The sequence below is a fragment of the Crossiella sp. NPDC003009 genome, from assembly GCF_053591555.1.
Window position 1 is genome coordinate 25,786 of sequence record NZ_JBSFUA010000005.1, and the last position, 25,897, is coordinate 51,682.

The following is a 25,897-nucleotide window of genomic DNA, read 5'->3' on the forward strand; positions in this document are numbered from 1 at the left end:
TCGATGTCGTCCTTCGAAATTTCCGGTTCCGGCCTGGTTTCGAACCCAGTTCGGGACGCCGTTCTCGTCGGCCGTATCTGGCACCGGCCGCAACTACTACCAGCTCAGACCCTGTTGACGCCACCCGCCGCGGTCGGTCGCCTCGATCTTGTAGGTCACACGGAGGACAGCGCGGCCACGTCTTCGAGAGTTTTGCGAGCAGCCCCGCGAAGTGCTGCGACGTCCGGACCGTGCCGCAGGATGTCTCGCGAACTACTCGGCAGGACCAGCGGCAGGGCGTCCCCGAAGACCGATTTCAGCTCGGCCGGACCGGCCCCCTGCGCCCCGTAGCCAGGAGCCAGGATAGGGCCGTTGAGCTGCGACAACTCCAGTCCGTGACGGCCGACGGTGGCCCCGATGACCACGCCGATCGCACCCAGCGGGGCGGCGCCGGAGTTGACCTCCGCCGCCGCGTCCACAATGGACTGTGAGATCGTTTTGCCGTGCTCGGTGCGCGCGGACTGGACGGTGCGCGCCTCCGGGTTCGATGTGAGCGCCAGCACGAAAATTCCCCTGCCGTTTTCCTGCGCGGCGCGCACGGCCGGGTCCAGAGAACCGAATCCCAAATACGGCGAAAGTGTCACCGCGTCCCCGGCCAAAGGTGAACCTTCGGTCAGATATGCGGCGGCATAGGCGGCCATGGTGGACCCGATATCACCCCGTTTGGCGTCCACGAGCACCAGGGCGCCCGCCGCCCTGCCCTCCGCAATCACCCGTTCGAGTACCGCCACGCCCCGGGAGCCGTAGGCCTCGAAGAAGGCGGCCTGCGGCTTGAGCACGGCCACCTCCCCGGCCAGGGCCTCCACCGCGGTCAGCGCGAAGCGCTCCAGGCCGGCCGCGTCGGCGTCCAGGCCCCAGGCGGCGAGCAGGCCGGGGTGCGGGTCGATGCCCGCGCACAGCGGTCCCCTGGCGGAGACCGCTGCGTGCAGGCGAGCGCCGAAGGCGGCGGTCACCGGGCGTCCTTGAGGGCGGCCTGCAGCGCCTGCAGCGGCCGGACCTCGATATCGCCCCTGATCAGGGCTTCGATGCCGTGCACGGCGGCGGCGGCGCCCTGCACGGTGGTGATGCACGGGATGTCCTTGGCCACCGCGGCGGTGCGGATCTCGTAGCCGTCGATGCGCGGCCCGGAGTTGCCGTAGGGGGTGTTGATGACCATGTCCACCGCGCCGTCGTTGATCAGCTCGACGATGTCGCCCTGACCCTCGAAGTGCTTCCTTACCACGGTGCACGGGATCCCGTTGCGCCGGAGGACCTCGGCGGTGCCCTCGGTGGCAAGGATTTCGAACCCGAGGTCGGCCAGCCGCTTGATCGGGAAGACCATGGCCCGCTTGTCCCGGTTGGCCACCGAGACGAAGACCTTGCCGCTGGTGGGCAGCGAGCCGTAGGCGGCGGCCTGGGACTTGGCGAAGGCCTTGCCGAAGGAGACGTCGATGCCCATCACCTCGCCGGTGGACTTCATCTCCGGCCCGAGCAGCGAGTCCACGCCCTTGCCCTCGGGGGTGCGGAAGCGGTGGAAGGGCAGCACCGCCTCCTTGACCGCCACCGGCGCGTTGGCCGGCAGCTCGGCGCCGTCGCCGGTGGCCGGGAGCATGCCCTCGGTGCGCAGCTCGGAGATCTTGGCCCCGAGCATCACCCGCGCGGCCGCCTTGGCCAGCGGGACCGCGGTGGCCTTGGAGACGAAGGGCACGGTGCGGGAGGCGCGCGGGTTGGCCTCCAGCACGTAGAGCACGTCGTCCTTGAGCGCGTACTGCACGTTGAGCAGGCCGCGCACGCCGATGCCGCGGGCGATGGCCTCGGTGGAGCGGCGGACCGCCTCGATGTCGGTGCGGCCCAGGGTGATCGGCGGCAGCGCGCAGGCGGAGTCGCCGGAGTGGATGCCGGCCTCCTCGATGTGCTCCATCACCCCGCCCAGGAAGACCTCCTGGCCGTCGCAGAGGGCGTCCACGTCGATCTCGATGGCGTCGTCGAGGAAGCGGTCCACCAGCACCGGGTGCTCGGGGCTGACCTCGGTGGCGCGGGCGATGTAGCCGGCCAGGGACTGCTCGTCGTAGACGATCTCCATACCGCGCCCGCCGAGCACGTAGGAGGGGCGCACCAGCACCGGGTAGCCGATCTCGTCGGCGATCTTCTTGGCCCCGGCGAAGGAGGTGGCGGTGCCGTACTTGGGCGCGGGCAGGCCCGCGCCGACCAGCACGTCGCCGAAGGAGCCGCGGTCCTCGGCCAGGTGGATCGCCCCGGCCGGGGTGCCCACCACGGGCACGCCGGCGTCGGTGAGCCGCTGCGCCAGGCCCAGCGGGGTCTGCCCGCCCAGCTGCACGATGACGCCGGCCACGGTGCCGGAGCGCTGCTCGGAGTGCACCACCTCCAGCACGTCCTCGAAGGTGAGCGGCTCGAAGTAGAGCCGGTCGGAGGTGTCGTAGTCGGTGGAGACGGTCTCCGGGTTGCAGTTGACCATCACCGTCTCGTACCCGGCCTCGCGCAGGGCGAGCGCGGCGTGCACGCAGGAGTAGTCGAACTCGATGCCCTGGCCGATCCGGTTGGGCCCGGAGCCGAGGATGAGCACCTTGGGCTTGTCCGGCTGCGCGGTGACCTCGCACTCGGCGTCGGGGTCGAGCTCGTAGGCGGAGTAGTGGTACGGGGTCTTGGCCGCGAACTCCGCGGCGCAGGTGTCCACCGTCTTGTACACCGGGCGCACGCCGAGCCGGTGCCGCAGGGTGCGCACCCCGTCCTCACCGGCCAGCTCGTCGCGCAGCACCGCGATCTGCCGGTCGGACAAACCGGCCCGCTTGGCCCGGCGCAGCAGCTGCTCGTCGAGCACCGGCGCGGCCAGCACCTCGGCGCGCAGCTCCACCAGGGACAGGATCTGGTCGATGAACCAGGGGTCGATGCCGGAGGCCTCGTGCACCTGCTCGACGGTGGCGCCCAGGCGCAGCGCCAGGTCCACGGTGTACAGCCGCCCGTCGTGGCCGCGTTCCAGCTTGGCCAGCACGGACTCCAGGGTGGCGTCCTCGGGGTCGGGCCTGGTCCAGAACCCGGCGGCCTTGGTCTCCATGGAGCGCAGCGCCTTGCCGAGGGCCTCGGTGAAGTTGCGGCCGATGGACATGGCCTCGCCGACGCTCTTCATGGTGGTGGTCAGTGTGGGGTCCGCGCCGGGGAACTTCTCGAAGGCGAAGCGCGGGACCTTGACCACCACGTAGTCCAGGGTCGGCTCGAAGGAGGCCGGGGTCTCCTGGGTGATGTCGTTGCGGATCTCGTCCAGGGTGTAGCCGATGGCCAGCTTGGCGGCGATCTTGGCGATCGGGAAGCCGGTGGCCTTGGAGGCCAGCGCACTCGACCGGGAGACCCGCGGGTTCATCTCGATGACGACCATGCGGCCGGTCTGCGGGTGGATGGCGAACTGGATGTTGCAGCCGCCGGTGTCCACCCCGACCGCGCGCAGCACGTCGATGCCGACATCGCGCATGTGCTGGTACTCGCGGTCGGTCAGGGTCATCGCGGGGGCCACGGTGACCGAGTCGCCGGTGTGCACGCCCATCGGGTCGATGTTCTCGATGGAGCAGATGACCACCACGTTGTCCCGGTGGTCGCGCATGAGCTCGAGCTCGTACTCCTTCCAGCCGAGCACGCTCTCCTCGATGAGCACCTCGGTGACCGGGCTCTCCGCGAGGCCGGTGGCGGCCAGCCGCTCCAGCTCCTCGTCGGTGTAGGCCATGCCGGAGCCCAGGCCGCCCATGGTGAAGGAGGGGCGGATGACCACCGGCAGGCCGACCTCGGCGACGGTGGCGCGGACCTCCTCCATGGTGTGGCAGACCCGGCTGCGCGGGGTCTCACCGCCGATGGAGGCGACGATGTCCTTGAACTTCTGCCGGTCCTCACCACGCTGGATGGCCTCGATGTCGGCGCCGATCAGCTCGACGCTGAACTTCTCCAGGGTGCCGCGCTCGTGCAGGGCGATCGCGGTGTTGAGCGCGGTCTGCCCGCCCAGGGTGGCCAGGATGGCGTCCGGGCGCTCCTTGGCGATGACCTTCTCCACGAACTCCGGGGTGATCGGCTCGACGTAGGTGGCGTCGGCGAACTCCGGGTCGGTCATGATGGTGGCCGGGTTGGAGTTGACCAGCGAGACGCGCAGGCCCTCCTCCCGCAGCACCCGGCACGCCTGGGTGCCGGAGTAGTCGAACTCGCAGGCCTGGCCGATCACGATCGGGCCGGACCCGATCACCAGGACGTGCTTGATGTCGGTGCGTTTCGGCATCAGTTCTTCCCGTCCTTGTTCGCCATCAGGCTCACGAACTCGTCGAAGAGGGGCGCGGCGTCGTGCGGACCGGCCGCGGCCTCGGGGTGGTACTGCACGCTGAAGGCGGGCACGTCGAGTGCGCGCAGGCCTTCCACGGTGTCGTCGTTGGGGCAGTAGTGGCTGATCATCGCGGCGCCGAACTCGGAGTCGAAGCGCTCGCCGGGCGAGCCCTGCACGGCGAAGCCGTGGTTCTGCGCGGTGATCGCGACCTTGCCGGTGGCCACGTCGATGACCGGGATGTTGATGCCCCGGTGCCCGTAGCGCATCTTGTAGGTGCCGCGGCCCAGCGCGCGGCCGAGGATCTGGTTGCCGAAGCAGATGCCGAACAGCGGCAGCTTCCGGCCGAGCACCTCGCGGGTGACCGCGACGGCGTGGTCGGCGGTGGCCGGGTCGCCGGGCCCGTTGGACAGGAACACCCCGTCGGGGTTGAGCGCGAGGATGTCCTGGATGCCGGAGCCGACCGGCAGCACGTGCACCTCGATGCCACGGGCGGACATCATCCGCGGCGTGTTGGCCTTGATGCCCAGGTCCAGCGCGGCCACGGTGTACTTCTTCTCCCCGATCGCGGGCACCACGTAGGTCTGCTCGGTGGTGACCTCCCCGGCGAGGTTGGCCCCCTTCATCTCCGGGGCCTGGCGGACCCGCTGGAGCAGCTCCTCGGCCCCGGCCAGGCCGGCGCCGGAGAAGATCCCGGCGCGCATGGCGCCGCGCTCGCGGATGTGCCTGGTCAGGGTGCGGGTGTCCACCCCGGCGATGCCGACGATCTCCTGCTGCACCAGCTCCTCGTCCAGGGAGCGGGTGGCCCGCCAGTTCGACGGGGTGCGGGCGGGGTCGCGTACGACGTAGCCGGCCACCCAGATCCGGCTGGACTCGTCGTCCTCGTCGTTCCAGCCGGTGTTGCCGATCTGCGGGGCGGTCTGCACCACGATCTGCCGGTGGTAGGAGGGGTCGGTCAGGGTCTCCTGGTAGCCGGTCATGCCGGTGGAGAAGACGACCTCGCCGAGCGAGGTGCCGGTGGCGCCGTAGGCCTCGCCGCGGAAGGTTCTGCCGTCTTCCAGCACGAGCACGGCGGCGTTTCGCGAACTCATCGAGCAGCCTTCCCTTGAGGAGTGAGGGCGGTGACCCAGTCGGCGTAGCCGGTCTTGTCATCGCCACGGAAACCGGTGTCCAGCAGGTGGTCGCCGTGTTGCCAGGTGACCACCAGCAGCCCGTTGCGGCCGACCACCTTGCCGGCCAGCCCGCGCGCGGTGCGGGCCGCGCGGACGGCGCCGGTGTCGATCCACAGTGGACTGGCGCCGGTGCGGTCGAGCAGAAGTCCTTGCGGGTACAGGGTCGCGGTGGCCTCGGCGCGGTGGCCGAGGTCGCCGGCGGTGATCCGGTCCACCCAGTTCTCCGCCGCGGTGGTGCCCACGTACACGCCGGTCTCCGGTGACAGCACCGGATCCACTGTGGACAGTCCTGCGGGCGGGGCGGGGAACGGGGGCAGTTCGGCGGCCTGGCTGCGGGAGCGCTTGCGCCAGCCGTGCAGCATGCCGTAGGCGCAGAGCAGGATCAGCGCGAGCACGGCTAGGGTGAGCAGCAGGCGCATCAGGCGCGCACCTTCCCGTCGGCGGCGGTGACCTTGCCGCGCAGCATGGTCAGCACCACCTTGGCGGGCAGTTCCATGCCCTCGAAGGGGGTGTTGTCGGCGAGGGAGGCGAACTCCTTGCCGCGCACGCTCCAGCGGGCGTCCGGGTCGACGAGCACCAGGTTGGCGGGTTCGCCCTCGGCCAGGGGACGGCCCTGGTCGGGCAGTCCGGCGATGGCGGCCGGGCGCTCGCTCATCACCCGGGCCACGCCGCGCCAGTCCAGCAGGCCGGTCTCCACCATGGTCCGGGCCACCACGGAGAGCGCGGTCTGCAGGCCGAGCATGCCGGGGCGGGCCGCGGCCCACTCGCAGTCCTTGTCCTGCACCGCGTGCGGGGCGTGGTCGGTGGCCACGCAGTCCACCACGCCCTCGGCCAGCGCGGCGCGCAGCGCTTGCGCGTCACTGGCCGCGCGCAGTGGCGGGTTGACCTTGTTGACCGGGTCGAAGGTCTCCAGCCGCTCATCGGTGAGCAGCAGGTGGTGCGGGGTGACCTCGGCCGAGACCTGGGTGCCGCGGTCCTTGGCCCAGCGCAGCACGTCCACGGTCCCCGCGGTGGAGACGTGGCAGATGTGCAGGCGCGCCCCGGCGTGCTGGGCGAGCAGGCAGTCACGGGCCACAATGGACTCTTCGGCCGCGGCGGGCCAGCCCTGGAGGCCGAGCCGGGCCGCGTTCTCCCCTTCGTGGGCCTGCGCGCCGACGGTGAGCCTGGGCTCCTCGGCATGCTGGGCGATCACCGCGTCCAGGGCCTTGCTGTACTCCAGTGCCCTGCGCATGATCAGCGGGTCGTGCACGCAGTGCCCGTCGTCGCTGAACATCCGCACGTTCGCCTTGGACTTGGCCATGGTGCCCAGCTCGGCGAGCTTGGTCCCGGCCAGGCCGACGGTGACCGCGCCGACCGGGTGCACGTCGACCAGGCCGACCCGCTGCCCCTCGGCATGCACGTGCTCGACGATGAGCGCGTTGTCGGCGACCGGGTCGGTGTTGGCCATGGCGAAGACCGCGGTGTAGCCGCCGAGCGCGGCGGCGGCCGAGCCGGTGGCGATGGTCTCGGTGTCCTCGCGGCCGGGTTCGCGCAGGTGCACGTGCAGGTCGACGAACCCGGGCAGCAGCACCGCTCCCCCGGCCTCGATGACCTCGGCGTCCCCGGCCGCGAGGCCGGCGCCGATGCCGGCGATCACGCCGTCGCGGACGAGCACGTCCACCGGCTCGCCGTCGCCGTAGAGCTTGGCGCCCTTGATCAGGGTGCTCACGCGACCGCCTCCTCTCCGGCCAGCAGGTGGTACAGAACCGCCATCCTCATGTGCACTCCGTTGCTGACCTGGTCGGTGATGGCCGCGCGTGGCGAGTCGGCGACCGCGGAGGCGATCTCCATGCCGCGCAGCATCGGGCCGGGATGCAGCACGACCGCGTGCTCGGGCAGCATCCGCAGCCTGGCCTCGTTGAGGCCGTAGGCGATCGAGTACTCCTTGGCGGAGGGGAAGAACCCGCCGTGCATCCGCTCGGCCTGCACGCGCAGCAGCATCACCGCGTCCAGCGCGGGCAGTTCGGCGTCCAGGTCGTAGCAGACCGGCACCCCCCACTGCTCGATGCCGGCAGGCACCAGCGTGGGCGGGGCGATGAGCACCACCTCGGCGCCGAGGGTGCGCAGCAGGTGCACGTTGGAGCGGGCCACCCGGCTGTGCAGCAGGTCGCCGACGATGCCGATCCGCCTGCCCGCCAGCTCGCCGAGGCGTTCGCGCAGGGTGGCCGCGTCCAGCAGGGCCTGGGTGGGGTGCTCGTGCATGCCGTCCCCGGCGTTGATCACCACGGTGCCGGTGCCGGCCAGCCAGCCGGCCAGCCGGTGCGCGGCGCCGGAGGCGGGATGGCGGACGATCACGCAGTCCGCGCCGATGGCGGAGAGGGTGAGCGCGGTGTCGCGCAGGGACTCGCCCTTGTTCACCGAGGAGGCGCTGGCCGAGACGTTGACCACGTCGGCGCTCATCCACTTCCCGGCGACCTCGAAGGAGACCCTGGTGCGGGTGGAGTTCTCGTAGAACAGGGTGATCACGGTGCGCCCGCGCAAGGTGGGCAGCTTGCGCACCTGTCGGCCGAGCAGGGTGGTCTTGAGTTCCGCGGCGGTGTCGAGCAGCGTGGTCGCCGAGCTCGCGTCCAGCGTCGCGGTGGAGAGCAGGTGCTTCACCGCTGGTTGTCTCCTTCTTCGCTCCGGCGCAGCACGACCGCGTCGTGGCCGTCCACTTCGGACAGCAGCACGGCCACCTCCTCGGTGCGGGAGGTCGGCACGTTCTTGCCGACGTAGTCGGCGCGGATGGGCAGTTCGCGGTGGCCGCGGTCGACCAGCACGGCCAGCTGCACGGCGCTGGGGCGGCCGTGGTCACGCAGCGCGTCCAGGGCGGCGCGGATGGTGCGGCCGGAGAAGAGCACGTCGTCGACCAGGATCACCAGGTGGTCGTCGATGCCGCTCTCCGGCAGCCGGGTGCGCTCCAGGGGCCGGTTGGGGCGGCGGCGCAGGTCGTCGCGGTAGAGGGTGACGTCCAGGGAGCCCAGCTCGACCTCGACGCCGCTGAAGTCGGCGATCCGCTCGGCCAGCCTGCGGGCCAGTGGGGCGCCGCGGGTGTGGATGCCGAGCAGCGCCACGGGCGCGCTGCCCGCCGCGTCCAGCGCGGTCTTCTCGATGACCTGGTGGGCCATCCTGGCGATGGTGCGCGCGACATCGCCGACCGAGAGCAGCTCGCGCTCTCCGGCCGGGTCCGCCGCGCCACCCCGCTGCGGGCGTGGCACGAGGGAGACCTCCTTCTCCGCCTCACGGGACGGGTCCTTAAAGGATGTGTCCGCACGGTAACAAACAAGACGGGGACCGGCGAAGCACCACCGGTCCCCATCTGTGGTTTCAGGGCTGCCGAGTGACAGAAACCTCGTCTACCGCCCAGTACCAGTTGTTCACGCCACTGAGCCGGAGCCCGATTCGGGCGGTTTTCGCGCCACTGGGTAGTTGAACGGTCACGGATTCGCGCCCACCGGTGGTGTCGGCGGTCCATTTCCGCACTTCGACCGGCGTGCCGCCGTCGACCTGCAGAAGAAGCTGCGCGAGCTGGCCGCCTTCCTGCCGGTAGTAGTGGGTCAGGTCCACCTTCAGCTTGCTGCCGGCGCCGGTGTCGGCGGGGGCCCAGAGGGTGGAGTCGAACTTCTTGCCGGTGGCGTCGTCGGTGTCGGCCCACTCGTCGGAGTCGGCGACGGCGATCACGCCGCGGCCGCGGACGAAGGTCTCCCGGTTCTGCCCGCCCTGGGTCAGCGACCAGAACGCGTCGGAGGTCAGCGTCCAGCCCCGCCACTCCGGCACGCCCCCGGCCGGCATGGCGGCGTTGTCCACACTCCAGCCGCCGGGCAGCTCCTGGGTCCAGCCGAGCACCGAGGCCGGGATCTGCTCCGTCTGCGCGGGCGTGAGCCGAGCGCCCTCGAAGGCGTCGGTCACCGGCGCGAACAGCGAGCGCCCGGCCAGCTTGGCGTCGGGTGCCACGCCGAGGTGGGTGAGCGCGGTGTGCGCGGCGTCGACCAGGCGGGTGGTGGTGGGCTTGGCCGCGGGCACGCCGTCCCCGGTGGCCAGGACGAAGGTGGACCGCTCGTCCAGGCTGGGCCCGCCGTGACCGCCGCCGGGGGTGTGGCCATGATCGGTGGTGATCATGACCAGCCACCTCTCCGCCGACCGGCCGGCGCGGGCGGCGACGGCGTCGAGCAGCCGCTTGACGTAGCCGTCCACCTTGGCGATCTCGGCGAGGTACTCGGGGCTGGCCGCGCCCTTGTTGTGCCCGACGATGTCCTGCTGCCCGAGGTAGACGAAGCTCGCGTCCGCCTTGTCCTCGCGCAGGTGCGCCTCGGCGCGCTCGACGATGGTGGCGTCGTGCTGGACGTAGCCGTCCCGGTCGCCGTCGAGGACGATCTTGGTGTCCAGCTTGTTCCCGATGATCCGGTCGCCGATCGGCTTCCAGTCCATCGCCGCCCAGGTGTCCCTGCTCGGGTCGGCGGCCTCCACCCGGCTGAGCCAGTCCGGGTGCTCGGCCAGGCGGTTGCCGGTGAAGCTGTTCTCCTTCACGCCGTGCTGGTCGGGCCAGGCGCCGGTGAGGATGGTGGACCAGCCGGGGCCGGAGGAGGTGGCGGCCATCGGGCCGGCGTAGAGCAGGCTGCGCGCGTCGGTGCCGGTGCGCTGCAGGCCCTGCAGGGTCGGCGCCTTGGCCTCGGCGATCTTGGACACCAGCAGCCCGTCAATGCCGATGACCAGCACCTTCGGCGCCGGCGCCGCGGCCGCGACAGGTGAAATCGCGGTGAGCAGTAGCCCGATCGCCGCAGCAATCGCCCCCGCTGAGCTACGCAGTGGTAGCCGCATGCATCCTCCTTCGAAGTGGTCTAGACGTGTTATGGAAGATTGCCGTCTACGAGGAGCCAACTAGCGAAGACCGGACATCACCCGAATGACCGCAGGGTGAACGACACCCCGTCACCAACTTGCTCACGGGCTGACACAGAGCCGGTTACTGCCCGCTCAACTGGGGCGATGACGTGCGAAGGGTCAACCATCCGGGTGGTTGCGCCCCGCTCGCCCGCATGCCGCAACGAGATCAGCTTGACCTGGTGACTTCGACGAGTAACCATTACTCTCCGTATTGATCTGAGCTTTCCCCGCGGTAAGTGGTACCGGCTGACGGGGCGAACGAACGGAGAACCGCCACATGGGCGACTACGCCAAGGCGCTGGGTGCCAAGCTCCGCGCGATCCGCCAGCAGCAGGGCCTGTCCCTGCATGGCGTGGAGCAGAAGTCGGGCGGTCGCTGGAAGGCCGTTGTCGTCGGCTCCTACGAGCGCGGGGACCGTGCCGTCACGGTGCAGAAACTGGCAGAGCTGGCCGACTTCTACGGCGTCCCGGTGGCGGAGCTGCTGCCGGAGGGCCGCGTCCCCTCGGGCGCCGAACCGGCCACCAAGATCGTGATCAACCTGGAGCGATTGCAGCAGCTACCAGCGGAGAAGGTCGGTCCGCTGGCCCGCTACGCCGCGACCATCCAGAGCCAGCGCGGGGACTACAACGGCAAGGTCCTCTCCATCCGGACCGAGGACCTGCGTTCGCTGGCGATCATCTACGACATGTCCCCCGGTGAGCTCACCGAGCAGCTCATCGACTGGGGCGTGCTGCCCCCCGAGGCCCGTCCGGCCAAGGAGGACTGAACGGCTGGTGGGTGGTTGTCGTGGAACCACCCACCCCGTCACCGCCTCAGGCCGCCCCGCGCGCCAGTGCACGCTGGACCCGCGCCGCGGCCTGTGGCAGACGTAGCTGGAGTACCGAGCCCTCGGCGAAGGTGATCTCGAGGACCCTCGGCATCGGCACTCCCCTGCCGACGAACGGCGCGCGCACCCCGGCGATCCGCCCCGCGGGCAGTTCCAGGCCGGTGGTGAACACCGTCGCCGGGTTCTTGGGCTGGAACAGCTTGGTCGGGTAGACGATCGCGACCCGCTGGTCGGTGAGGACCAGGCGGGCTTCGCCGCGGCTGTGCGCGAGGTGGTCGGCCAGCCGGATGGCGTCGGCGGCCGGGTCGGTGGCGGCGGCCCAGTAGCCGACGGTGGGGTCCTCGGCCCAGTCCTCGGCGGGCGCGGGGCTGGTGGCGGTGATCTTTGCGGGCAGTGGCCAGCGGTGGCGGCCGAGGTCCAGTTCGGGCATCGCGGAGATCGGTTCGTGCGGCAGGCGGGTCTGCCCGGCGAGCCAGGCGCAGACGTAGCCGCGCACCGGTGGGCAGCCGAGCAGCAGCCGCTCCCCCCGCTGGATCCAGAACTGGGTGAGCTCCGCTTCGACGATCTTGTCCTCGGGGTCCAGTGGCTTGGTCATCGCGTCCCGTTCGTCAGCTCGACGACGCGGGCGGCGAGCTCGGGGTCGGCCAGCCGGAAGTCGACGCCGGAACCGTCCACAAGGGACACCCGCAGGCAGGGTTCGCGTTTGCGGTCCACCGCGTGCACCGCGGCGATGCGCTGGCGGGGGATCTCGGCGAGCGGGACGAGGTCGGGCACGGGCACCGGTTCGCCTTCCACGTGTGCCCCGTAGCTGCGGCGAGTGTCGGCGACGATCTTGGCGATGTCCCGGCCGACGTCGAGCAGTCCCTTGCCCAAGCCGGTGGCCTTGCCGAGCAGCGAGCGGGTCTGCGGCGCGGGCTCGGGTTCCGGCGGCGGCTCGGGTGCGGGGCGGGGGCCGAGCACGGCGAGCCGGGTGCTGGTCAGCATCCACAGCCTGCCCACCCTCTTCCCGGGCGCCACGCCGAGCCGCGCGACGGTGGCTTCGGCCAGGCAGCCGGGCCGGGGCCCGAAGATCAGGTGGTCGGCTTCCGGTGGCTTGTCGCTGCTGCTGTCGTTGCCGCCGCCGAGCAGCACCTCGCCGATCCCGGTGAGCACGAACCCGCCCACGCCCCTGCCGACCGCGCCGACGCCTCGGACCAGGGCGTTCTTGCGCGGCTGGCCGAGCGGGTCGAGGCCGTCGACGTCGTAGTAGAAGACCTGGCCGCGGGTGGCCCACAGCAGCCGCTCGCCGGGCCGGCAGTGCTGCCGGGCGAGCAGTCCTGGCCCGAGTGGCCGGGAGAAGTCCATCGCCGCCTGTCCCCCTGAGGTCGGACGCGCCGCAGGGGCGCCCCGGTCCGGGACGCCCCTGTGACGGGTTGGCTCTGGTACCGCCTCAGCCGTTGTTGGCGGCGCGCAGGTGGTCGGCGATGCCGGCGATCCGGCCGAGCACGCCGTTGACGAACCGCGGGGAGTCGTCGGTGGAGAGCGCCTTGGCCAGTTCGATCGCCTCGTCGATGGCGACCGCGTCGGGCACGTCGGTGGCCCACAGCAGCTCGAACAGGCCCAGTCGCAGCACTGCCCGGTCGACCGCGGGCATCCGGGACAGGCTCCAGCCCTCGGAGTGCTCGATGATCAGCTCGTCGATGCGGTCACGGTGGCTGGTGACACCTTCCACCAGGGTGACGGTGTAGTCGTTGACCGGCGGCACGTCCGGCGAGCCGACCCGGCCGGAGAGCAGCGTGACCGGGTCGAGGCCGCGCTGGTCGGCCTCGAACAGGACGTCCACCGCGCGCTTGCGGGCTTTGCTCCTGGCGCCCATCAGGAGTTGACGCGTCCGAGGTAGCGCCCGTCCCTGGTGTCCACCTTGACCTTCTCTCCGGTGGAGACGAACAGCGGGACCTGGATCTCCGCGCCAGTCTCCAGGGTGGCCGGCTTGGTGCCGCCGGTGGAGCGGTCGCCCTGCAGGCCGGGGTCGGTGTGCTGGATGATCAGCTCGACCGAGGCCGAGAGCTCCACGTACAGCGGGGCGCCCTCGTGCGAGGCGACCATCGCGTTGGAGTTCTCCAGCAGGTACTTCGCGGCGTCGCCGACGACGGCTTCGCTGACCGGGATCTGGTCGTAGGTGTCCAGGTCCATGAACACGAACTCGGTGCCCTCGCGGTAGAGGTAGGTCATCTCGCGACGGTCGACGGTGGCGGTGTCGACCTTCACGCCCGCGTTGAAGGTCTTGTCCACCACCTTGCCGGAAAGCACGTGCTTGAGCTTGGTCCGCACGAACGCGGGGCCCTTGCCCGGCTTGACGTGCTGGAACTCGACGACCGTCCAGAGCTGGTTTTCGATCTTCAGAACCAGCCCGTTTTTGAGGTCGTTGGTCGTGGCCACGGTGGTGGGATCTCCTGTTGTCGTGAACGAGGTTCGTGCGGCTAGACGACCACAAGATCCTTAGTGGTCAGGGTGAGCAGCTCGGGCGCGCCCTCGCGCACCACGAGCGTGTCCTCGATGCGGACGCCGCCCCGACCGGACAGGTACACGCCAGGTTCGACGGTGACCGCCATGCCGGCGGCCAGTGTACCTACGCCCAGCTTGGACAGGCTCGGAGCCTCGTGGATCTCGAGTCCGACGCCGTGGCCGAGGCCGTGCAGGAACCGTTCGCCGTGCCCGGCGGCCTCGATGACCTCGCGCGCGGCGGCGTCCACCGCGGTGACCTCCACGCCGGGGGCCAGTGCGGCCCGCCCGGCCGCCTGCGCGGCCGCGACCAGCTCGTAGAGCTCCCGCTGCCAGTCGGCGGCGCGGCCGAGGACGAGGGTGCGGGTCATGTCGGAGTGGTAGCCGCCGACCCGCGCGCCGAAGTCGAGCTTGACCAGGTCACCGGCTGCCAGCACGGTGTCGGTCGGCCGGTGGTGCGGGACCGCGGAGTTGGCCCCGGCGGCCACGATGGTCTCGAAGGAGGGTCCGGCCGCGCCGTGTTCGACCATCCGGTCCTCCAGCTCCCGCCCGACCTCCTTCTCGGTGCGGCCGGGCCGGAGCCCGCCGTGGGAGATCAGGTCGGCCAGGGCTCGGTCGGCGGCCGCACAGGCCATCCGCAGCGCGTCGACCTCGTCCTCGTCCTTGACCAGCCGCAGCTTCTCCACCAGCTTGGGCGCCCTGGCCAGCTCGATCTTCTCGGCCGCGGCGGCGAGGGTGTCGTAGCCGTCCACGGTGACGTGGTGGCTCTCGAACCCGACCCGCCCGGCCTCGAACGCGGTGAGCAGCGCCACGTCACAGGGCCGGTCGATGCGCCGTTCCAGATCGGGGACCTGGGCCGCGGACTGGGTGAGGTAGCGCCCGTCGGTGCAGAACAGGCTGCCGCGCTCGTCGGCGGGGTCGTCGGCCGCGGCGACGATCAAGGCGGCGTTGGAGCCGGTGAAGCCGGTGAGGTAGCGGACGTTGAGCAGGTTGGTGACCAGCATGGCGTCCAGCTGCCGGGCGCGCAGTTCAGTGCGCAGCGCGGCACGGCGACGGGCGTGCGACTCGGGCATGAGTGGAGCCTACGGTGCCCGCGCGATACTGTGCGCCCTCATGCGGACCTGGGTGTGGCGGGCACTGGTGCTGGCGCTGCTGCACGCCGCCGGGCAGACCGCGATCGCCGCCATCCGCATCCACAACCCCCCGGCCACCACCCTCGCCCAAACCCTCACCCTGGGTTTCCTGGTGGCCCTGACCCTGGCCTGGGGCACGGTCGACGGCCGCCGCCGCCCCGCCTGCGCGATGACCTGGTTCTACACCGGCCTGCTCGCCGGCCCCATCGCAGGCTTGCTGGGCGTCCTGGCCCAGTCCACCCTGCTGGACGCCACCGGCCTGGAGTCCCTGGGCACGGCGATGACCGGCGGCGCGGCCTTCACCGCCCTGCTCATCGCGGCCCCAGCCCTGCTGGGCACCCTCCTGGGCCGCCGCCCCAGCCATCCAGCGACCTGACCCAGCCGGCTGGGCCGGCTCCGGTTGCCGCCGGTCAGCGCCTGGGCAGCGTGCCCACCCTCGGCGTGACCTGCCCCAGCCGCACCATCACCCGGTGCTCGGCCCCGTAGTGCCGCCCGGTGGCGACCTCGAGGAAGCCCAGCCGCCCGGCCAGCCGCAGGCTCGGCTCGTTCTCCGGCCGCACCAGCGCCCACACCGCGGGCAGCCCCAGCTCACCGAACCCAAGCTCCAGCAGCGCCCGCGCCGCCTCCCCGGCCAGTCCACGTCCCCAGTGGCCGGGCCCGATGGACCAGCCGGTCTCCACCATCGGCGCGGGCAGCTCGTGCGAGGGCCGCAGGTGCCCGTAGCCGATGACCGCCTCGTCCAGCCAGAACGTCCAGTACCCCATGCCCTCGGGGTAGTCGGCGGCGGTCCGCTCCAGCGCCCACTCCCGCACCGCCCCCGGCTGGGACAGGTCCCGCCCGAGCCAGCGGGAGGCGCCGGGATCGGCGAAGACCTCGGCGAGCCGGGGCGCGTCGGCCAGCTCCAGCGGCCGTAGCACCAGCCGCCGGGTCCGCAACACCGCCGCGGTCACCGGTCACCCCCGGGCGCGGTCATCGGTGGTCTCCGCCTACGGTCATCGGTGGTCTCCGCCCACGGTCACCGGTGGCCTCCGTCCACAGTCGGGGTCGCCTCCGCCCTCGTCATCGGCGACCTCCGCTCTTGGGTCACCGGTCGCCTCCGGCCGCGGTCACGGGTCGCCTCCGGCCCTGGTCACCGGTCGCTCCCGGCCGGCCAGTCGGCGTCTCCCACTGGCCAGCGGGCGCCTGGGCGCAGGGCCACGTGCGCCTCCACCTGGTGGCCGAGCTTCTCCCGCCAGCCGACGAAGACGAACCCGGCTCGTTCGGCGAGCCGTTTGCTGGGCAGGTTGTCGGGGTGGATCAGCGCCCACACCGCGGGCACGCCCACGGTCTCGTGCGCGTGCCGGACCAGCTCTCGCACCGCCTCGGTGGCCAGTCCCTTGCCGCGGTAGCCGCCGCCCAGCGCCCAGCCGATGGAGACGAACGGCGGCGGGAACTGCCGGAACCCGGCCAGCCGCCCGAACCCGGCGACCACCCCGTCCACCTCGAACACGCAGTGCCCGAGCCCCTCGGCGCGTTCCTCGGCCAGGTTGGTGGTCAGCAGCGCCCGCAGCGCGCCCGGATCGGCCAGCTCGACCGAGGTGTAGGGCGAGCCGTCCCGTCCTTCGTCAGCGAAGGCGGTGATCAGGGGTTCCTCGTGCTCGGCGCGCAACGGCCGGAGCACGAGGCGGTCGGTGCGCAGGACCGGCAAACTCATGCGTTTCCGGCCAGCCACCGCAACGCCAGCGCGTAGCCGTCCACTCCCAGTCCGACGATCACCCCCGCGGCGAGCTCGGAGAGGTAGCTGTGGTGCCGGAACTGCTCCCGCTTGTGCACGTTGGAGATGTGCACCTCGACCAGTGGCGCGGTGAGCGCGGCGCAGGCATCCCGCACCGCGATCGAGTAGTGCGTCCAGGCCCCGGCGTTGAGCACCACGGGCCGCTGCGCGTCGGCTGCCTCGTGCAGCCACTCGAGCATCTGGCCCTCGTGGTCGGTCTGCCGCACCTCGACCTCGATGCCCAGCTCGGCCCCGGTGCGCAGGCACAGGGCGATGAGGTCGTCGTGGGTGGTGCTGCCGTAGATGACGGGTTCGCGGGTGCCGAGCCTGCCGAGGTTGGGGCCGTTGAGCACGAGCACGTTCACAGCAGCACTCCCCCGCCCGCGGTGTCGTCCTTGGCGATGGCCGAGTAGGCCCCCGCGAGCAGGCTCGGGTCGGGACCTTCCAGCTTGCCGGGTTTGGCCAGCCCGTCGAGCACCACGAACCGCAGCACCCCGGCCCGGTTCTTCTTGTCCGAGCGCATGCCCTCCATCAGCTGCGGGAAGGCGTCGGCGTCGTAGCTCACCGGCAACCCGAGGGACTGGAGCACGCTGCGGTGCCGTTCCACGGTGGCGTCGTCGAGCCGTCCGGCGGCGCGGGCGAGCTCGGCGGCGTACACCAGCCCGACACTGACCGCGGCCCCGTGCCGCCATCGGTAGCGCTCGCGCCGCTCGATGGCATGGGCCAGGGTGTGCCCGTAGTTGAGCACCTCCCGCAGCGAGGACTCCTTGAGGTCGGCCGACACCACGTCCGCCTTCACCTGGATCTTGCGCCGCACCAGTTCGGCCAGCACCTCCCCCGCCGGGTCCAGCGCGGCCTGCGGGTCGGCCTCGATCAGGTCGAGGATCACCGGGTCGGCGATGAACCCGCCCTTGACCACCTCGGCCATCCCGGCGACCAGCTCGTTGCGCGGCAGCCCCTCCAGGGTGGCCAGGTCGACCAGCACCGCAGTGGGTTCGTGGAAGACCCCGACCAGGTTCTTGCCCGCGTCGGTGTTGATCCCGGCCTTGCCCCCGACCGCCGCGTCGACCATGCCGAGCAGCGTGGTGGGCACGTGCACCACCCGCACCCCGCGCATCCAGGTGCCCGCGACGAACCCGGCCAGGTCGGTCACCGCCCCGCCGCCGAGCCCGATGACGACCCCGGTCCGGTCCAGCCCGATCTTGCCGAAGACCTCCCAGCAGAACGCGGCCACGCCCAGCGCCTTGCCGTCCTCGGCGTCGGGCACCTCCACGCGGTGCGCGTCGACCCCGGCCGCGGCCAGTTCGGCCCGCACCGTCTCGGCGGTCTCGGCGAGTGTCGGCTGGTGCACGATGGCCGCCTTGCCGACTCCCCGCAGCGTCTCCACCAGCTCGCCCAGCAGTCCCCGCCCGACGATCACGTCGTAGGGCGAGTCAGTGGCAACCCGGATCCGCACCGGCTCGGTCATCGTGTCCCTTCCTCAATCCGCGCCTGCCGCCCACCATCGCCGTCCGGCGCCGCCACACCCGGCCCAGTGGCTGCCGCAGGTGTCCCGGGCGCCGCGGTTGCCGCGTCCAGTCCGGCGATCACCGCGTCGACGACCTCCTCCGGGGTCCGCGAGTCGGTCACCACCTCCACCGTGGCGACCTCCCGGTACAGCGGGAGCCGCGCGTCCAGCAACGCCTTGAACGTGGCCCGGGGGTTCACCCCGGCCAGCAACGGCCGCGCCGTGGACAGCCCGGTGCGCCGCACGCCTTCGGCCATGCCGATGTTGAGGAACACCACGGTCTGCCCGGTCAGCCGCGCGCGGGTGCGTTCGGAGAGCACCGCGCCGCCGCCCAGGGACAGCACGCCGTCGTGTTCGGCGAGCGCGTCGGCGATGGCCTGTTCCTCCAGCCGCCGGAACACGGGTTCACCGTCGGTGGTGAAGATCTCCGAGACCACCTTGCCCGCGGTCTGCTCCACCATGACGTCGGTGTCCTGGAAGTCCAGCCCGAGCCGCTGCGCCAGGAGCCGGCCGACCGTGGTCTTGCCGGATCCGGGCGGTCCGACGACCACTGCTCGCGGGCTCACCGGCGGTGCTCCAGCGCCTTGAGGTAGGACTCGACGTTGCGCCGGGTCTCCTCGACGGAGTCGCCACCGAACTTCTCCAGCACGGCGTCGGCCAGCACCAGCGCGACCATCGCCTCGGCGACCACACCGGCCGCGGGCACCGCGCACACGTCGGAACGCTGGCTGATGGCCACCGCGGGCTCACCGGTCGCCGTGTCGATGGTGTCCAGCGCCCTGGGCACGGTGGAGATCGGCTTCATCGCGGCGCGCACGCGCAGAATCTCGCCGTTGGTGATGCCTCCTTCCAGTCCGCCTGCTCGGTTGGACCTGCGGTGCACTCCGCTCGGTCCGCCACCCGGTTCGATCTCGTCGTGCGCCTGGCTGCCGCGCCGCCGGGCGGTCTCGAACCCGTCGCCGACCTCAACGCCTTTGATGGCCTGGATGCCCATCAGCGCCCCGGCCAGCCGGGAGTCCAGTCGCCGGTCCCAGTGCACGTGCGAGCCGAGTCCCGGCGGCAGCCCGTAGGCCAGCACCTCGACCACACCGCCGAGGGTGTCGCCGTCCTTCTTCGCCGCGTCGACCTCGGCGACCATCGCCTCGCTCGCCACCGGGTCGAACGCCCGCACCGGGCTGGCGTCCACCGCGTCCAGATCGGCGGGCTGGGGCAGCACTCCGGCCGGGGCGGCGACGGTGCCGATGGAGATGACGTGGCTGAGCACCTCGGCGCCAAGGGTCTGCTTCAGGAACGCCTTGGCCACCGTGCCCAGCGCGGTGCGGGCCGCGGTCTCCCGGGCGCTGGCGCGTTCCAGCACCGGACGCGCGTCGTCGAAGCCGTACTTGAGCATCCCGGGCAGATCGGCGTGACCGGGCCGCGGCCTGGTCAGCGGCGCGTTGCGACCAAGGTTGGCCAGCTCTTCCGGGTCAACCGGGTCGGCGGACATGACCTTGTCCCAGCGGGGCCACTCCGAGTTGCCCACGCGGACCGCGACCGGCCCACCCTGGCTGCGCCCGTGCCGGACACCACCGAGGAACTCGACCTCATCGGCCTCGAATTTCATCCGGGCCCCACGACCGTGGCCAAGCCTCCGCCGGGCTAGCTGGGTGGCCAGCTCTCCCGTGGTGACTTCCACCCCGGCGGGCAGACCTTCCAACACGGCGACCAAGGCCGGTCCGTGCGACTCTCCAGCGGTGATCCAGCGCAACACGGGTCGATCCTGCCATGTCAGCCGGTTAGCCGAGGACTCCGCCCTGCCCCGCCAGCACCGTGACCAGCCAGGTCGCGGCCAGCAGCCCGGGCCCGTGCGGCATCCCGGCCGGCGCGGGCGGCGCCCGCACGCGTAGCCGCCGAACAAGATCAGCGACCGCGGTCACCGTCCCAGCCGCCGCCGCGACCACGATCAGCGCAGGCCACGACACCGCAGCCGCCACCGCACCGAGACTGGCGGACAGCTTCACATCCCCGGCCCCGAGCGAGCCGGGACTGAGCAGATGCACGACCAGGTGTGTGAGGAAGAACAAGGCACCGCCCAGCGCGGCGCGTATCGCCATCCCACCATCCGGGCCCAACACCGCGGCCAGCGTGACCAGCACCGCGAACACCGGCAGCGCAGTGAGGGTGAGGACATCCGGCAGTCGCCGATGTCGGATGTCCACGGCCGCCAGCGGCACCGCGACCCAGGCGAGCGCGACCGGAACCGGCAACCAGGCCCAGGAGAGCAGACCGGCCCCGGCCAGACCGGCGGGGACCGCGGTCAGCATGGCGGTGGCGGGCACGAGCCAGGGCGGTGGGATGGCGGTGCCACGTGGGGTTCTGCGGAGCAGGGCACGGGTGGATGTTCCGGCGAGGAGGCCGAGGAGCGCGCCGAGAATGATCGCGATGAATGTGGGGAGGAGATGGGGCATGGCATTGATGCTGCCATATTCAGCGGAGGACTCCGACCAAAAGCCGTCACTCGAAGGTGGGTATTTGCGGAATCAGGCGCCAAGGTTCGCCATTGGCGAACATTCACGAGACTGTGGATAACTGGCAGCCTGTGGATGAGCGATTTGCGGAAACTGCCAGGCTGGTCGATATTGTGGAAATGGGGGGTCCCCCTCGCGCGCGGGCGGGGATTAATGGGGGAATTGGTGGAGATGGTGAGGCGAGGTCGGAGGCGGCTGGACGGGACGTAGCTGGGCGGGACGCGGCGGGGCAGGGCGGGGCGCGGCAGGACGGGAGGCGGCGGGACGAGAGGCGGCGGGACGAGAGGCGGCGGGACGAGAGATGGCGAGACGGGAACGGCTGAGCGGGAGATGGGAGGCCGGGAAGCCGGGAACAGGCGGCTGGGGCACGGGAAGTGGCGGGTCGGAGGTGAGGTGTGCGGGAAAAGACTGGGCCGTGAGGGCTCATAGGTCACGGCGGAGTGGGACGAGTCGCGGCAGAGCCAGGCGAGACGGAGCGCGATGGGTCGCGCGGGATGAAGCGGACCGAAGCAAGGCGGAGAGGAGTGTGCCGAAGCAAGGAAAGCGAGTCGGGCGAAGCGGGCTGAGACGAGACGGGCAGGGCGGCGTTGGTCAGTGCGAAGCGGCCGGGCGAGGCAGAGCGAGTAGAAACGCGGCGGGACTGGACCGGACGCAGGACCGGAGAGGCAAGCACGCGGGGACTTGGTGACTAATGGCAGAACTGGAAGTTGGGTAGTGCGGTAGCCGGGAGGTGGTAGCCGAACGGCTCGGCGACGGAGGCCGCAGGGACGGAGAAAGGGCTGCGACGGCGAAATGAGACAGCGGATCCACCGCGTAAGGCGCCGTATCGCGGCGAGCGGCACGTGGCCGGAAGCGGAAAACTGGAAACCGCTGAAGGCTGAAAATCAGCGGTGACACGCGGCGCGAAAGCGGCCGACCAGGAATGAGTAGCGATCTGAAGAACAGCAGAATGCTGAAGCAAAGCACTAATAATGCAAGAAAGGCAAGCCAACCGACATTCGAAAGGCCGCTCTCGGGTGGAGTTTCGCCGAGAGCGGCCGTCGCTTCAGTTCCAGGTGAACAGCGGGTCGCCCGCGGTGACCGGGCCTGGTTCGCGCAGGTCGGTGAGCTTGTCCGCTGGGGCGTCCAGTGCGACCACCGGGCAGACCGGGGAGTAGCCGGTGGTCTCGATGTCCGCCGGGTTCCAGGTGATCATGGGCTGGCCGGCGCGGACCTTCTCGCCCTTGACCACGTGCTGGGTGAAGCCCTCGCCCTTGAGCTTCACCGTGTCGATGCCCAGGTGGACCAGGACCGCGATGCCGTTGTCGGTGGCCACGACGAAGGCGTGCGGGTGCAGGGTCACCACCGTGCCGTCGATCGGGGCCACCGCCTCGCCTGCCTCGCGGGCCGGGTCGACCGCGAGGCCGGGGCCGACCATGGCTTGGGCGAAGACCGGGTCGGGGACCTCGCTCATGGGCACCACGGTGCCCGTCACCGGGGAGAGGATCGACAGGGTCACATCAGGTCCTGGATGTCGTCGGCGAGGTTGTCCGCTTCCGGACCCACCACGACCTGCACCACGGTGCCCTGCTGCATCACCCCGTGCGCCCCCGCGGCCTTGAGCGCCGCCTGGTCGACCTTCCCGCCGTCGACCACCTCGCACCGCAGGCGGGTGATGCACGCCTCGATGTCCTCGATGTTCTCCGCTCCGCCGAGCCCGGCGAGAATCGCCGCCGCCTTGTCCGCCACCGTGACCTCCTCTGACTGTCCTGCTCGATCCGCGGTGTGCGGATGCTGCCACCAGGGCGACACGAAGCCATAACGGCCGTTGACACCCGTCGCGGTCGCGGAGCATCCTCCCGCACTAACTGGTTTAGACCGGACCGTACCAATCCACGGGCGGTGGGGCGAGACGGTGGTCCACGAGAAGGACCGGACAGCGACAAGGAGGTGTGCGTGGCCGGGGACAGCAACATCGAGGACCCGTTCCTCGGACCGGCGGCACGCCTGGTGGAGGGGCCGACCCCCAAGCACGCGCAACTGCGCGAGATCTTGCGCCGACTCGCCGAGGAGCACCTGCCCCCCGGCTCCCCGGTGCCCTCGGAACGGGATCTCGCCACGCACTACGGGGTCTCCCGGCTGACCGTGCGCGAAGCGGTCGGCCAGCTCGTCACAGAGGGCCTGCTCAGCCGGGTCCGCGGCAAGGGCACGTTCACCGCGCGTCCTCGGGTGGAGGCACAGCTGCACCTGGCCTCCTTCACCGAGGACATGCGGCGCCGGGGCATGGAACCGGCGACGGAGGTACTCGACTACGCCGAGGTGGTTCCCCCGGAGAACACCGCGGCGGCGCTGGGCCTGCGTCCGCACGAGCCCGCCTACTGGCTGTTCCGGCTACGTACGGCCAACGGCACGCCGATGGCGGTCGAACGCGGCTGGTACAACCCGCGCGAGGTGCCCGGACTCCTGCAGCAGAACCTGTCCCGCTCGCTGTACGGCCTGCTGGCCGACACCTATCGGGTGCAGTTGGACCATGGCCGCCAGACGGTCCTGGCCGACGGCGCCGATCCCGCCACGGCACGGCTGCTCGGGGTCCGTCCCGGCAGTCCCGTGCTGGTCTTCCGCCGCGTCTCCACCTGCGGTGGGCGGCCGGTGGAGGACATGACCTCGTGGTACCGGGGCGATCTTTACCAGGTGACCATGCAGCTCGACCGGAACCTGCCCGGTTCCGGCTCCCACCCCGACCCGGGAGGTACCCGATGAGCGAGGAGCGGTCATGAGCGCCACTCCGGCGACCGGCGGTCGCGAAGTGAAGGGCCTGGCGACACTGCAGAAGCTGGGCCGCAGCCTGATGCTGCCCATCGCGGTGCTACCCGCGGCTGGTCTGCTCGCCCGTCTGGGCGACAAGGACATGCTCGGCTCGTTCACGTGGTTCCAGGACGCGGCGGCCGTGATCGCCGCGGCCGGTGGCGCGATCCTGGACGGGCTGCCGCTGCTGTTCGCGGTGGGCGTGGCCATCGGGTTCGCCCGCAAGGCCGACGGCTCCACCGCGCTGTCCGCGGTGGTCGGCTACCTGGTGATGCAGGGCGTGTTCAAGGCCCTGTCCCCCGTGGTGCTGGGCAAGGCCGCGGAAGGCGCCAAACAGCCGCTGGTCGACTACAAGGTGCTCGGCGGCATCCTGGTCGGCGTGGTGGCCGCGCTGCTGTGGCAGAAGTACCACCGCATCAAGCTGCCGCCGTACCTGGCGTTCTTCGGCGGGCGCCGGTTCGTGCCGATCCTGCTGTCGGTGGTGATCGCGGTTCTCGCGGTGCCGCTGGCGCTGATCTACCCGTACTTCAACGACGGCCTCACCTGGCTGGGCCAGCAGATCACCGCCAACGCGGTCATCGGCGGCGGCGCCTTCGGCGTGCTGAACCGGTTCCTGCTGCCGCTGGGCCTGCACCACATCGTCAACACCACCGTGTGGCAGGTCTTCGGCGACTTCACCGACGCCACGGGCAAGGTCGTGCACGGTGACTACAACCGGTTCCTGGCTGGCGACCCCAGCGCGGGCACCTTCCTCACCGGGTTCTTCCCGATCATGATGTTCGCCCTGCCCGCCGCGGCGCTGGCCATCTGGCACACCGCCAAGCCCGCGCAGCGCAAGCTGGTCGGCGGCATCATGCTCTCCGCGGCGCTGACCGCGTTCCTCACCGGCGTCACCGAGCCGCTGGAGTTCGCGTTCATGTTCGTCGCGTGGCCGCTGTACATCATCCACGCCATCCTGACCGGTGTGTCCCTGGCACTGGTGAACGCGCTGGACATCCACCACGGCTTCTCGTTCTCGGCGGGTGCGATCGACTACGTGCTCAACTTCGGCATCGCGCAGAAGCCGTTGTTGCTCATCCCGATCGGCCTGGCCTTCGCCGCGGTGTACTACTTCCTGTTCCGGTTCGTGATCACGAAGTGGAACCTGGCGACCCCCGGTCGCGAGGACGACGCCACGGCGATCGACCCGAGTGCGGCCGCCGACGCCGAAGAGGACAAGAAGGCCGCCCGGTCCACCAAGGGCTGAGCGGGCACTACCAAGGAGGAGTAGGACATGCCGGAACTGCGGGTCACGGTGGCCAGCCGAGTCGGTCTGCACGCACGGCCGGCCGCCGTGCTGGCCAAGACCGCGGCGGAGCAGCCGGTGCCGGTCACCATCCGCAAGGAGGGTGGCGAGCCGGTGGCCGCGGCCAGTGTCCTGGGGTTGATGACCCTGGGCGCCATGCACGGCGACGAGGTGGTGCTCGCCGCCGAGGGCGAGGGCGCCGAGGCGGCCCTGGCAGCGGTGGCCGCGCTCATCGGCACCGACCTCGACCAGGAGCAACCGGCCTGATCCCACTCCGCTGACGACCCCTGTGGATAAGTGTCGCGACACTTATCCACAGGGGCTTTCGTTGTACACAAAGGGGTCAAGTGGGCCCGCGCGGCTCGCGATCGGGCAGGCCAGGGTGGTACTCCGGAATGGCACATCCCTTCCGCCCCCTGGAGTCCCCATGCGTGCCCTGCTCCCCTGTCTGCTCGCCCTGACCGCCCTGCTCCTCGGCCAGCTGCCCGCCTTCGCCTCCGGTGCTGGCGAGTACGTGGCGCTGGGCGACTCCTACGCCTCCGGAGTGGGCGCCGGTGCCTACGAACCCGGCAGCGGCGCGTGCAGGCGAAGTCGCAACGCCTATCCACACCTGATAGCGAAGTCCTTACAGCCCAGCGCTTTCCTCTTCCCCGCCTGCTCCGGCGCGTCCACTGTGGACGTGGTGGACCGGCAGCTGGACAAGCTCGGGGCGAACACCGCGCTGGTGACGCTCACGGTGGGCGGCAACGACCTCGGCTTCACCGACGTCATGACCACCTGTGTCCTCAATGGAGACTCCGCCTGCAAGCGCAGGGCGGACCGGGCCGCCGCCTTCGTCCGGGACGAGCTGCCGGCCCGCCTGGACCGCACCTACGCGGCCATCCGCGCGAAGGCTCCCAACGCCAAGGTGCTCGTGCTCGGCTACCCGCGGCTGTTCGAGGCGAAGTCCTGCTCCGGCGGGCTGAGCGCGGCCAAGCGCGCGGCGCTCAACGCGGGCGCGGACCTGCTCGCGGACACCACCGCGGCGCGGGCCAAGGCCGCCGGGGTGCGGTACGCGGACGTGCGGGACCGGTTCGCCGGACACGGGATCTGCGGCTCGCCGCGCTGGGTCAACCCACTGGTCTCCCCCAGCACGGACTCCTTCCATGCCAACGCGCTGGGGCACGCCCACGGCTACGCGCCCGCCGCGCTGGAGAGCCGCTTAGCCGGGGTCTGAA

At 71.2% G+C, this 25,897-nt stretch carries 28 protein-coding genes; 6 read left to right on the top strand and 22 right to left on the bottom strand.

Features of this window, described 5'->3' with window-relative positions; genetic code table 11:
- Positions 1 to 155: 155 nt before the first annotated feature.
- From pyrF to ACWDY5_RS07760, 8 genes are all read right to left on the bottom strand, one after another.
- On the bottom strand, positions 156 to 992 hold the full coding sequence (gene pyrF / locus ACWDY5_RS07725; protein WP_449721480.1) for an orotidine-5'-phosphate decarboxylase: 837 nt from the start codon (positions 990 to 992) through the stop codon (positions 156 to 158).
- A complete protein-coding gene (gene carB, locus ACWDY5_RS07730; RefSeq protein WP_449721481.1) occupies positions 989 to 4,291 on the bottom strand; it encodes a carbamoyl-phosphate synthase large subunit in 3,303 nt (1,100 codons plus the stop codon). The genes pyrF and carB overlap by 4 nt, the downstream gene beginning before the upstream one ends.
- Positions 4,291 to 5,421, bottom strand: a complete 1,131-nt coding sequence (carA, locus tag ACWDY5_RS07735) for a glutamine-hydrolyzing carbamoyl-phosphate synthase small subunit (protein ID WP_449721482.1) — start codon at positions 5,419 to 5,421, stop codon at positions 4,291 to 4,293. Before carA ends, carB begins: the two co-directional genes overlap by 1 nt.
- Entirely contained in the window at positions 5,418 to 5,921 is a 504-nt protein-coding gene (locus tag ACWDY5_RS07740) for a PH-like domain-containing protein (RefSeq protein ID WP_449721483.1), read from the bottom strand. The genes carA and ACWDY5_RS07740 overlap by 4 nt, the downstream gene beginning before the upstream one ends.
- Positions 5,921 to 7,210 (bottom strand): dihydroorotase, encoded by a 1,290-nt coding sequence (locus ACWDY5_RS07745; RefSeq protein ID WP_449721484.1) that lies wholly within the window; start codon positions 7,208 to 7,210, stop codon positions 5,921 to 5,923. The genes ACWDY5_RS07740 and ACWDY5_RS07745 overlap by 1 nt, the downstream gene beginning before the upstream one ends.
- Positions 7,207 to 8,139, bottom strand: a complete 933-nt coding sequence (locus tag ACWDY5_RS07750) for an aspartate carbamoyltransferase catalytic subunit (RefSeq protein WP_449721485.1) — start codon at positions 8,137 to 8,139, stop codon at positions 7,207 to 7,209. Before ACWDY5_RS07750 ends, ACWDY5_RS07745 begins: the two co-directional genes overlap by 4 nt.
- Positions 8,136 to 8,738, bottom strand: coding sequence for a bifunctional pyr operon transcriptional regulator/uracil phosphoribosyltransferase PyrR (pyrR, locus tag ACWDY5_RS07755; protein WP_308202842.1), 603 nt, complete (start codon positions 8,736 to 8,738; stop codon positions 8,136 to 8,138). Before pyrR ends, ACWDY5_RS07750 begins: the two co-directional genes overlap by 4 nt.
- A 109-nt stretch (positions 8,739 to 8,847) precedes the next feature.
- Positions 8,848 to 10,338 (bottom strand): alkaline phosphatase family protein, encoded by a 1,491-nt coding sequence (locus tag ACWDY5_RS07760; RefSeq protein ID WP_449721486.1) that lies wholly within the window; start codon positions 10,336 to 10,338, stop codon positions 8,848 to 8,850.
- 343 nt (positions 10,339 to 10,681) lie between these two features.
- Here ACWDY5_RS07760 and bldD point away from each other — a divergent pair, with 343 nt between their 5' ends.
- Positions 10,682 to 11,170 carry a transcriptional regulator BldD gene (gene bldD, locus ACWDY5_RS07765; RefSeq protein WP_016698573.1) on the top strand — a complete coding sequence of 163 codons (489 nt, stop codon included), beginning with the start codon at positions 10,682 to 10,684 and terminating at the stop codon, positions 11,168 to 11,170.
- A gap of 46 nt (positions 11,171 to 11,216) precedes the next feature.
- On the opposite strand, the gene ACWDY5_RS07770 is transcribed toward bldD, so the two are convergent.
- The 5 genes from ACWDY5_RS07770 to ACWDY5_RS07790 form a co-directional block, all read right to left on the bottom strand.
- The gene (locus ACWDY5_RS07770) at positions 11,217 to 11,825 is read right to left on the bottom strand and encodes a hypothetical protein (protein WP_449721487.1); all 609 of its coding nucleotides are present in this window, start codon (positions 11,823 to 11,825) and stop codon (positions 11,217 to 11,219) included.
- The gene (locus tag ACWDY5_RS07775; RefSeq protein ID WP_449721488.1) at positions 11,822 to 12,574 is read right to left on the bottom strand and encodes a hypothetical protein; all 753 of its coding nucleotides are present in this window, start codon (positions 12,572 to 12,574) and stop codon (positions 11,822 to 11,824) included. Before ACWDY5_RS07775 ends, ACWDY5_RS07770 begins: the two co-directional genes overlap by 4 nt.
- Positions 12,575 to 12,659: 85 nt before the next feature.
- A complete protein-coding gene (nusB, locus tag ACWDY5_RS07780) occupies positions 12,660 to 13,085 on the bottom strand; it encodes a transcription antitermination factor NusB (protein WP_252482722.1) in 426 nt (141 codons plus the stop codon).
- A complete protein-coding gene (gene efp / locus ACWDY5_RS07785; protein WP_449721489.1) occupies positions 13,085 to 13,648 on the bottom strand; it encodes an elongation factor P in 564 nt (187 codons plus the stop codon). The genes nusB and efp overlap by 1 nt, the downstream gene beginning before the upstream one ends.
- Before the next feature lie 41 nt (positions 13,649 to 13,689).
- The gene (locus ACWDY5_RS07790) at positions 13,690 to 14,784 is read right to left on the bottom strand and encodes a M24 family metallopeptidase (protein ID WP_449721490.1); all 1,095 of its coding nucleotides are present in this window, start codon (positions 14,782 to 14,784) and stop codon (positions 13,690 to 13,692) included.
- Positions 14,785 to 14,824: 40 nt separating this feature from the next.
- Between ACWDY5_RS07790 and ACWDY5_RS07795 the strand changes: the two genes are divergently transcribed.
- Positions 14,825 to 15,220, top strand: a complete 396-nt coding sequence (locus ACWDY5_RS07795; RefSeq protein ID WP_449721491.1) for a hypothetical protein — start codon at positions 14,825 to 14,827, stop codon at positions 15,218 to 15,220.
- A 34-nt stretch (positions 15,221 to 15,254) separates the two neighbouring features.
- On the opposite strand, the gene ACWDY5_RS07800 is transcribed toward ACWDY5_RS07795, so the two are convergent.
- The 9 genes from ACWDY5_RS07800 to ACWDY5_RS07840 form a co-directional block, all read right to left on the bottom strand.
- Positions 15,255 to 15,794 carry a GNAT family N-acetyltransferase gene (locus tag ACWDY5_RS07800; protein WP_449721492.1) on the bottom strand — a complete coding sequence of 180 codons (540 nt, stop codon included), beginning with the start codon at positions 15,792 to 15,794 and terminating at the stop codon, positions 15,255 to 15,257.
- Between the two features lie 179 nt (positions 15,795 to 15,973).
- Positions 15,974 to 16,537, bottom strand: a complete 564-nt coding sequence (locus ACWDY5_RS07805) for a GNAT family N-acetyltransferase (RefSeq protein ID WP_449721493.1) — start codon at positions 16,535 to 16,537, stop codon at positions 15,974 to 15,976.
- Positions 16,534 to 16,962 (bottom strand): type II 3-dehydroquinate dehydratase, encoded by a 429-nt coding sequence (gene aroQ / locus ACWDY5_RS07810; protein ID WP_449721494.1) that lies wholly within the window; start codon positions 16,960 to 16,962, stop codon positions 16,534 to 16,536. Before aroQ ends, ACWDY5_RS07805 begins: the two co-directional genes overlap by 4 nt.
- Positions 16,959 to 18,065, bottom strand: a complete 1,107-nt coding sequence (aroB, locus tag ACWDY5_RS07815) for a 3-dehydroquinate synthase (RefSeq protein WP_449721495.1) — start codon at positions 18,063 to 18,065, stop codon at positions 16,959 to 16,961. The genes aroQ and aroB overlap by 4 nt, the downstream gene beginning before the upstream one ends.
- A complete protein-coding gene (locus ACWDY5_RS07820) occupies positions 18,062 to 18,670 on the bottom strand; it encodes a shikimate kinase (protein WP_449721496.1) in 609 nt (202 codons plus the stop codon). The genes aroB and ACWDY5_RS07820 overlap by 4 nt, the downstream gene beginning before the upstream one ends.
- A complete protein-coding gene (gene aroC / locus ACWDY5_RS07825; protein ID WP_449721497.1) occupies positions 18,667 to 19,854 on the bottom strand; it encodes a chorismate synthase in 1,188 nt (395 codons plus the stop codon). Before aroC ends, ACWDY5_RS07820 begins: the two co-directional genes overlap by 4 nt.
- Positions 19,855 to 19,879: 25 nt before the next feature.
- Positions 19,880 to 20,551 (bottom strand): prepilin peptidase, encoded by a 672-nt coding sequence (locus ACWDY5_RS07830; RefSeq protein WP_449721498.1) that lies wholly within the window; start codon positions 20,549 to 20,551, stop codon positions 19,880 to 19,882.
- 1,105 nt (positions 20,552 to 21,656) lie between these two features.
- Positions 21,657 to 22,109: a PTS sugar transporter subunit IIA gene (locus ACWDY5_RS07835; protein ID WP_252482733.1), complete on the bottom strand. Its 453-nt coding sequence runs from the start codon at positions 22,107 to 22,109 to the stop codon at positions 21,657 to 21,659.
- Positions 22,106 to 22,666, bottom strand: a complete 561-nt coding sequence (locus ACWDY5_RS07840) for a glucose PTS transporter subunit EIIB (RefSeq protein WP_449721499.1) — start codon at positions 22,664 to 22,666, stop codon at positions 22,106 to 22,108. The genes ACWDY5_RS07835 and ACWDY5_RS07840 overlap by 4 nt, the downstream gene beginning before the upstream one ends.
- Here ACWDY5_RS07840 and ACWDY5_RS07845 point away from each other — a divergent pair.
- The 4 genes from ACWDY5_RS07845 (at position 22,547) to ACWDY5_RS07860 (ending at position 25,896) form a co-directional block, all read left to right on the top strand.
- Positions 22,547 to 23,350, top strand: coding sequence for a GntR family transcriptional regulator (locus ACWDY5_RS07845; RefSeq protein ID WP_449721500.1), 804 nt, complete (start codon positions 22,547 to 22,549; stop codon positions 23,348 to 23,350). The genes ACWDY5_RS07840 and ACWDY5_RS07845 overlap by 120 nt on opposite strands.
- Before the next feature lie 13 nt (positions 23,351 to 23,363).
- A complete protein-coding gene (locus ACWDY5_RS07850; protein ID WP_449721501.1) occupies positions 23,364 to 24,641 on the top strand; it encodes a PTS transporter subunit EIIC in 1,278 nt (425 codons plus the stop codon).
- Between the two features lie 27 nt (positions 24,642 to 24,668).
- Positions 24,669 to 24,947, top strand: coding sequence for an HPr family phosphocarrier protein (locus tag ACWDY5_RS07855; protein WP_252482737.1), 279 nt, complete (start codon positions 24,669 to 24,671; stop codon positions 24,945 to 24,947).
- A 160-nt stretch (positions 24,948 to 25,107) separates the two neighbouring features.
- Positions 25,108 to 25,896, top strand: coding sequence for an SGNH/GDSL hydrolase family protein (locus ACWDY5_RS07860; RefSeq protein ID WP_449721502.1), 789 nt, complete (start codon positions 25,108 to 25,110; stop codon positions 25,894 to 25,896).
- Position 25,897: the final 1 nt, after the last annotated feature.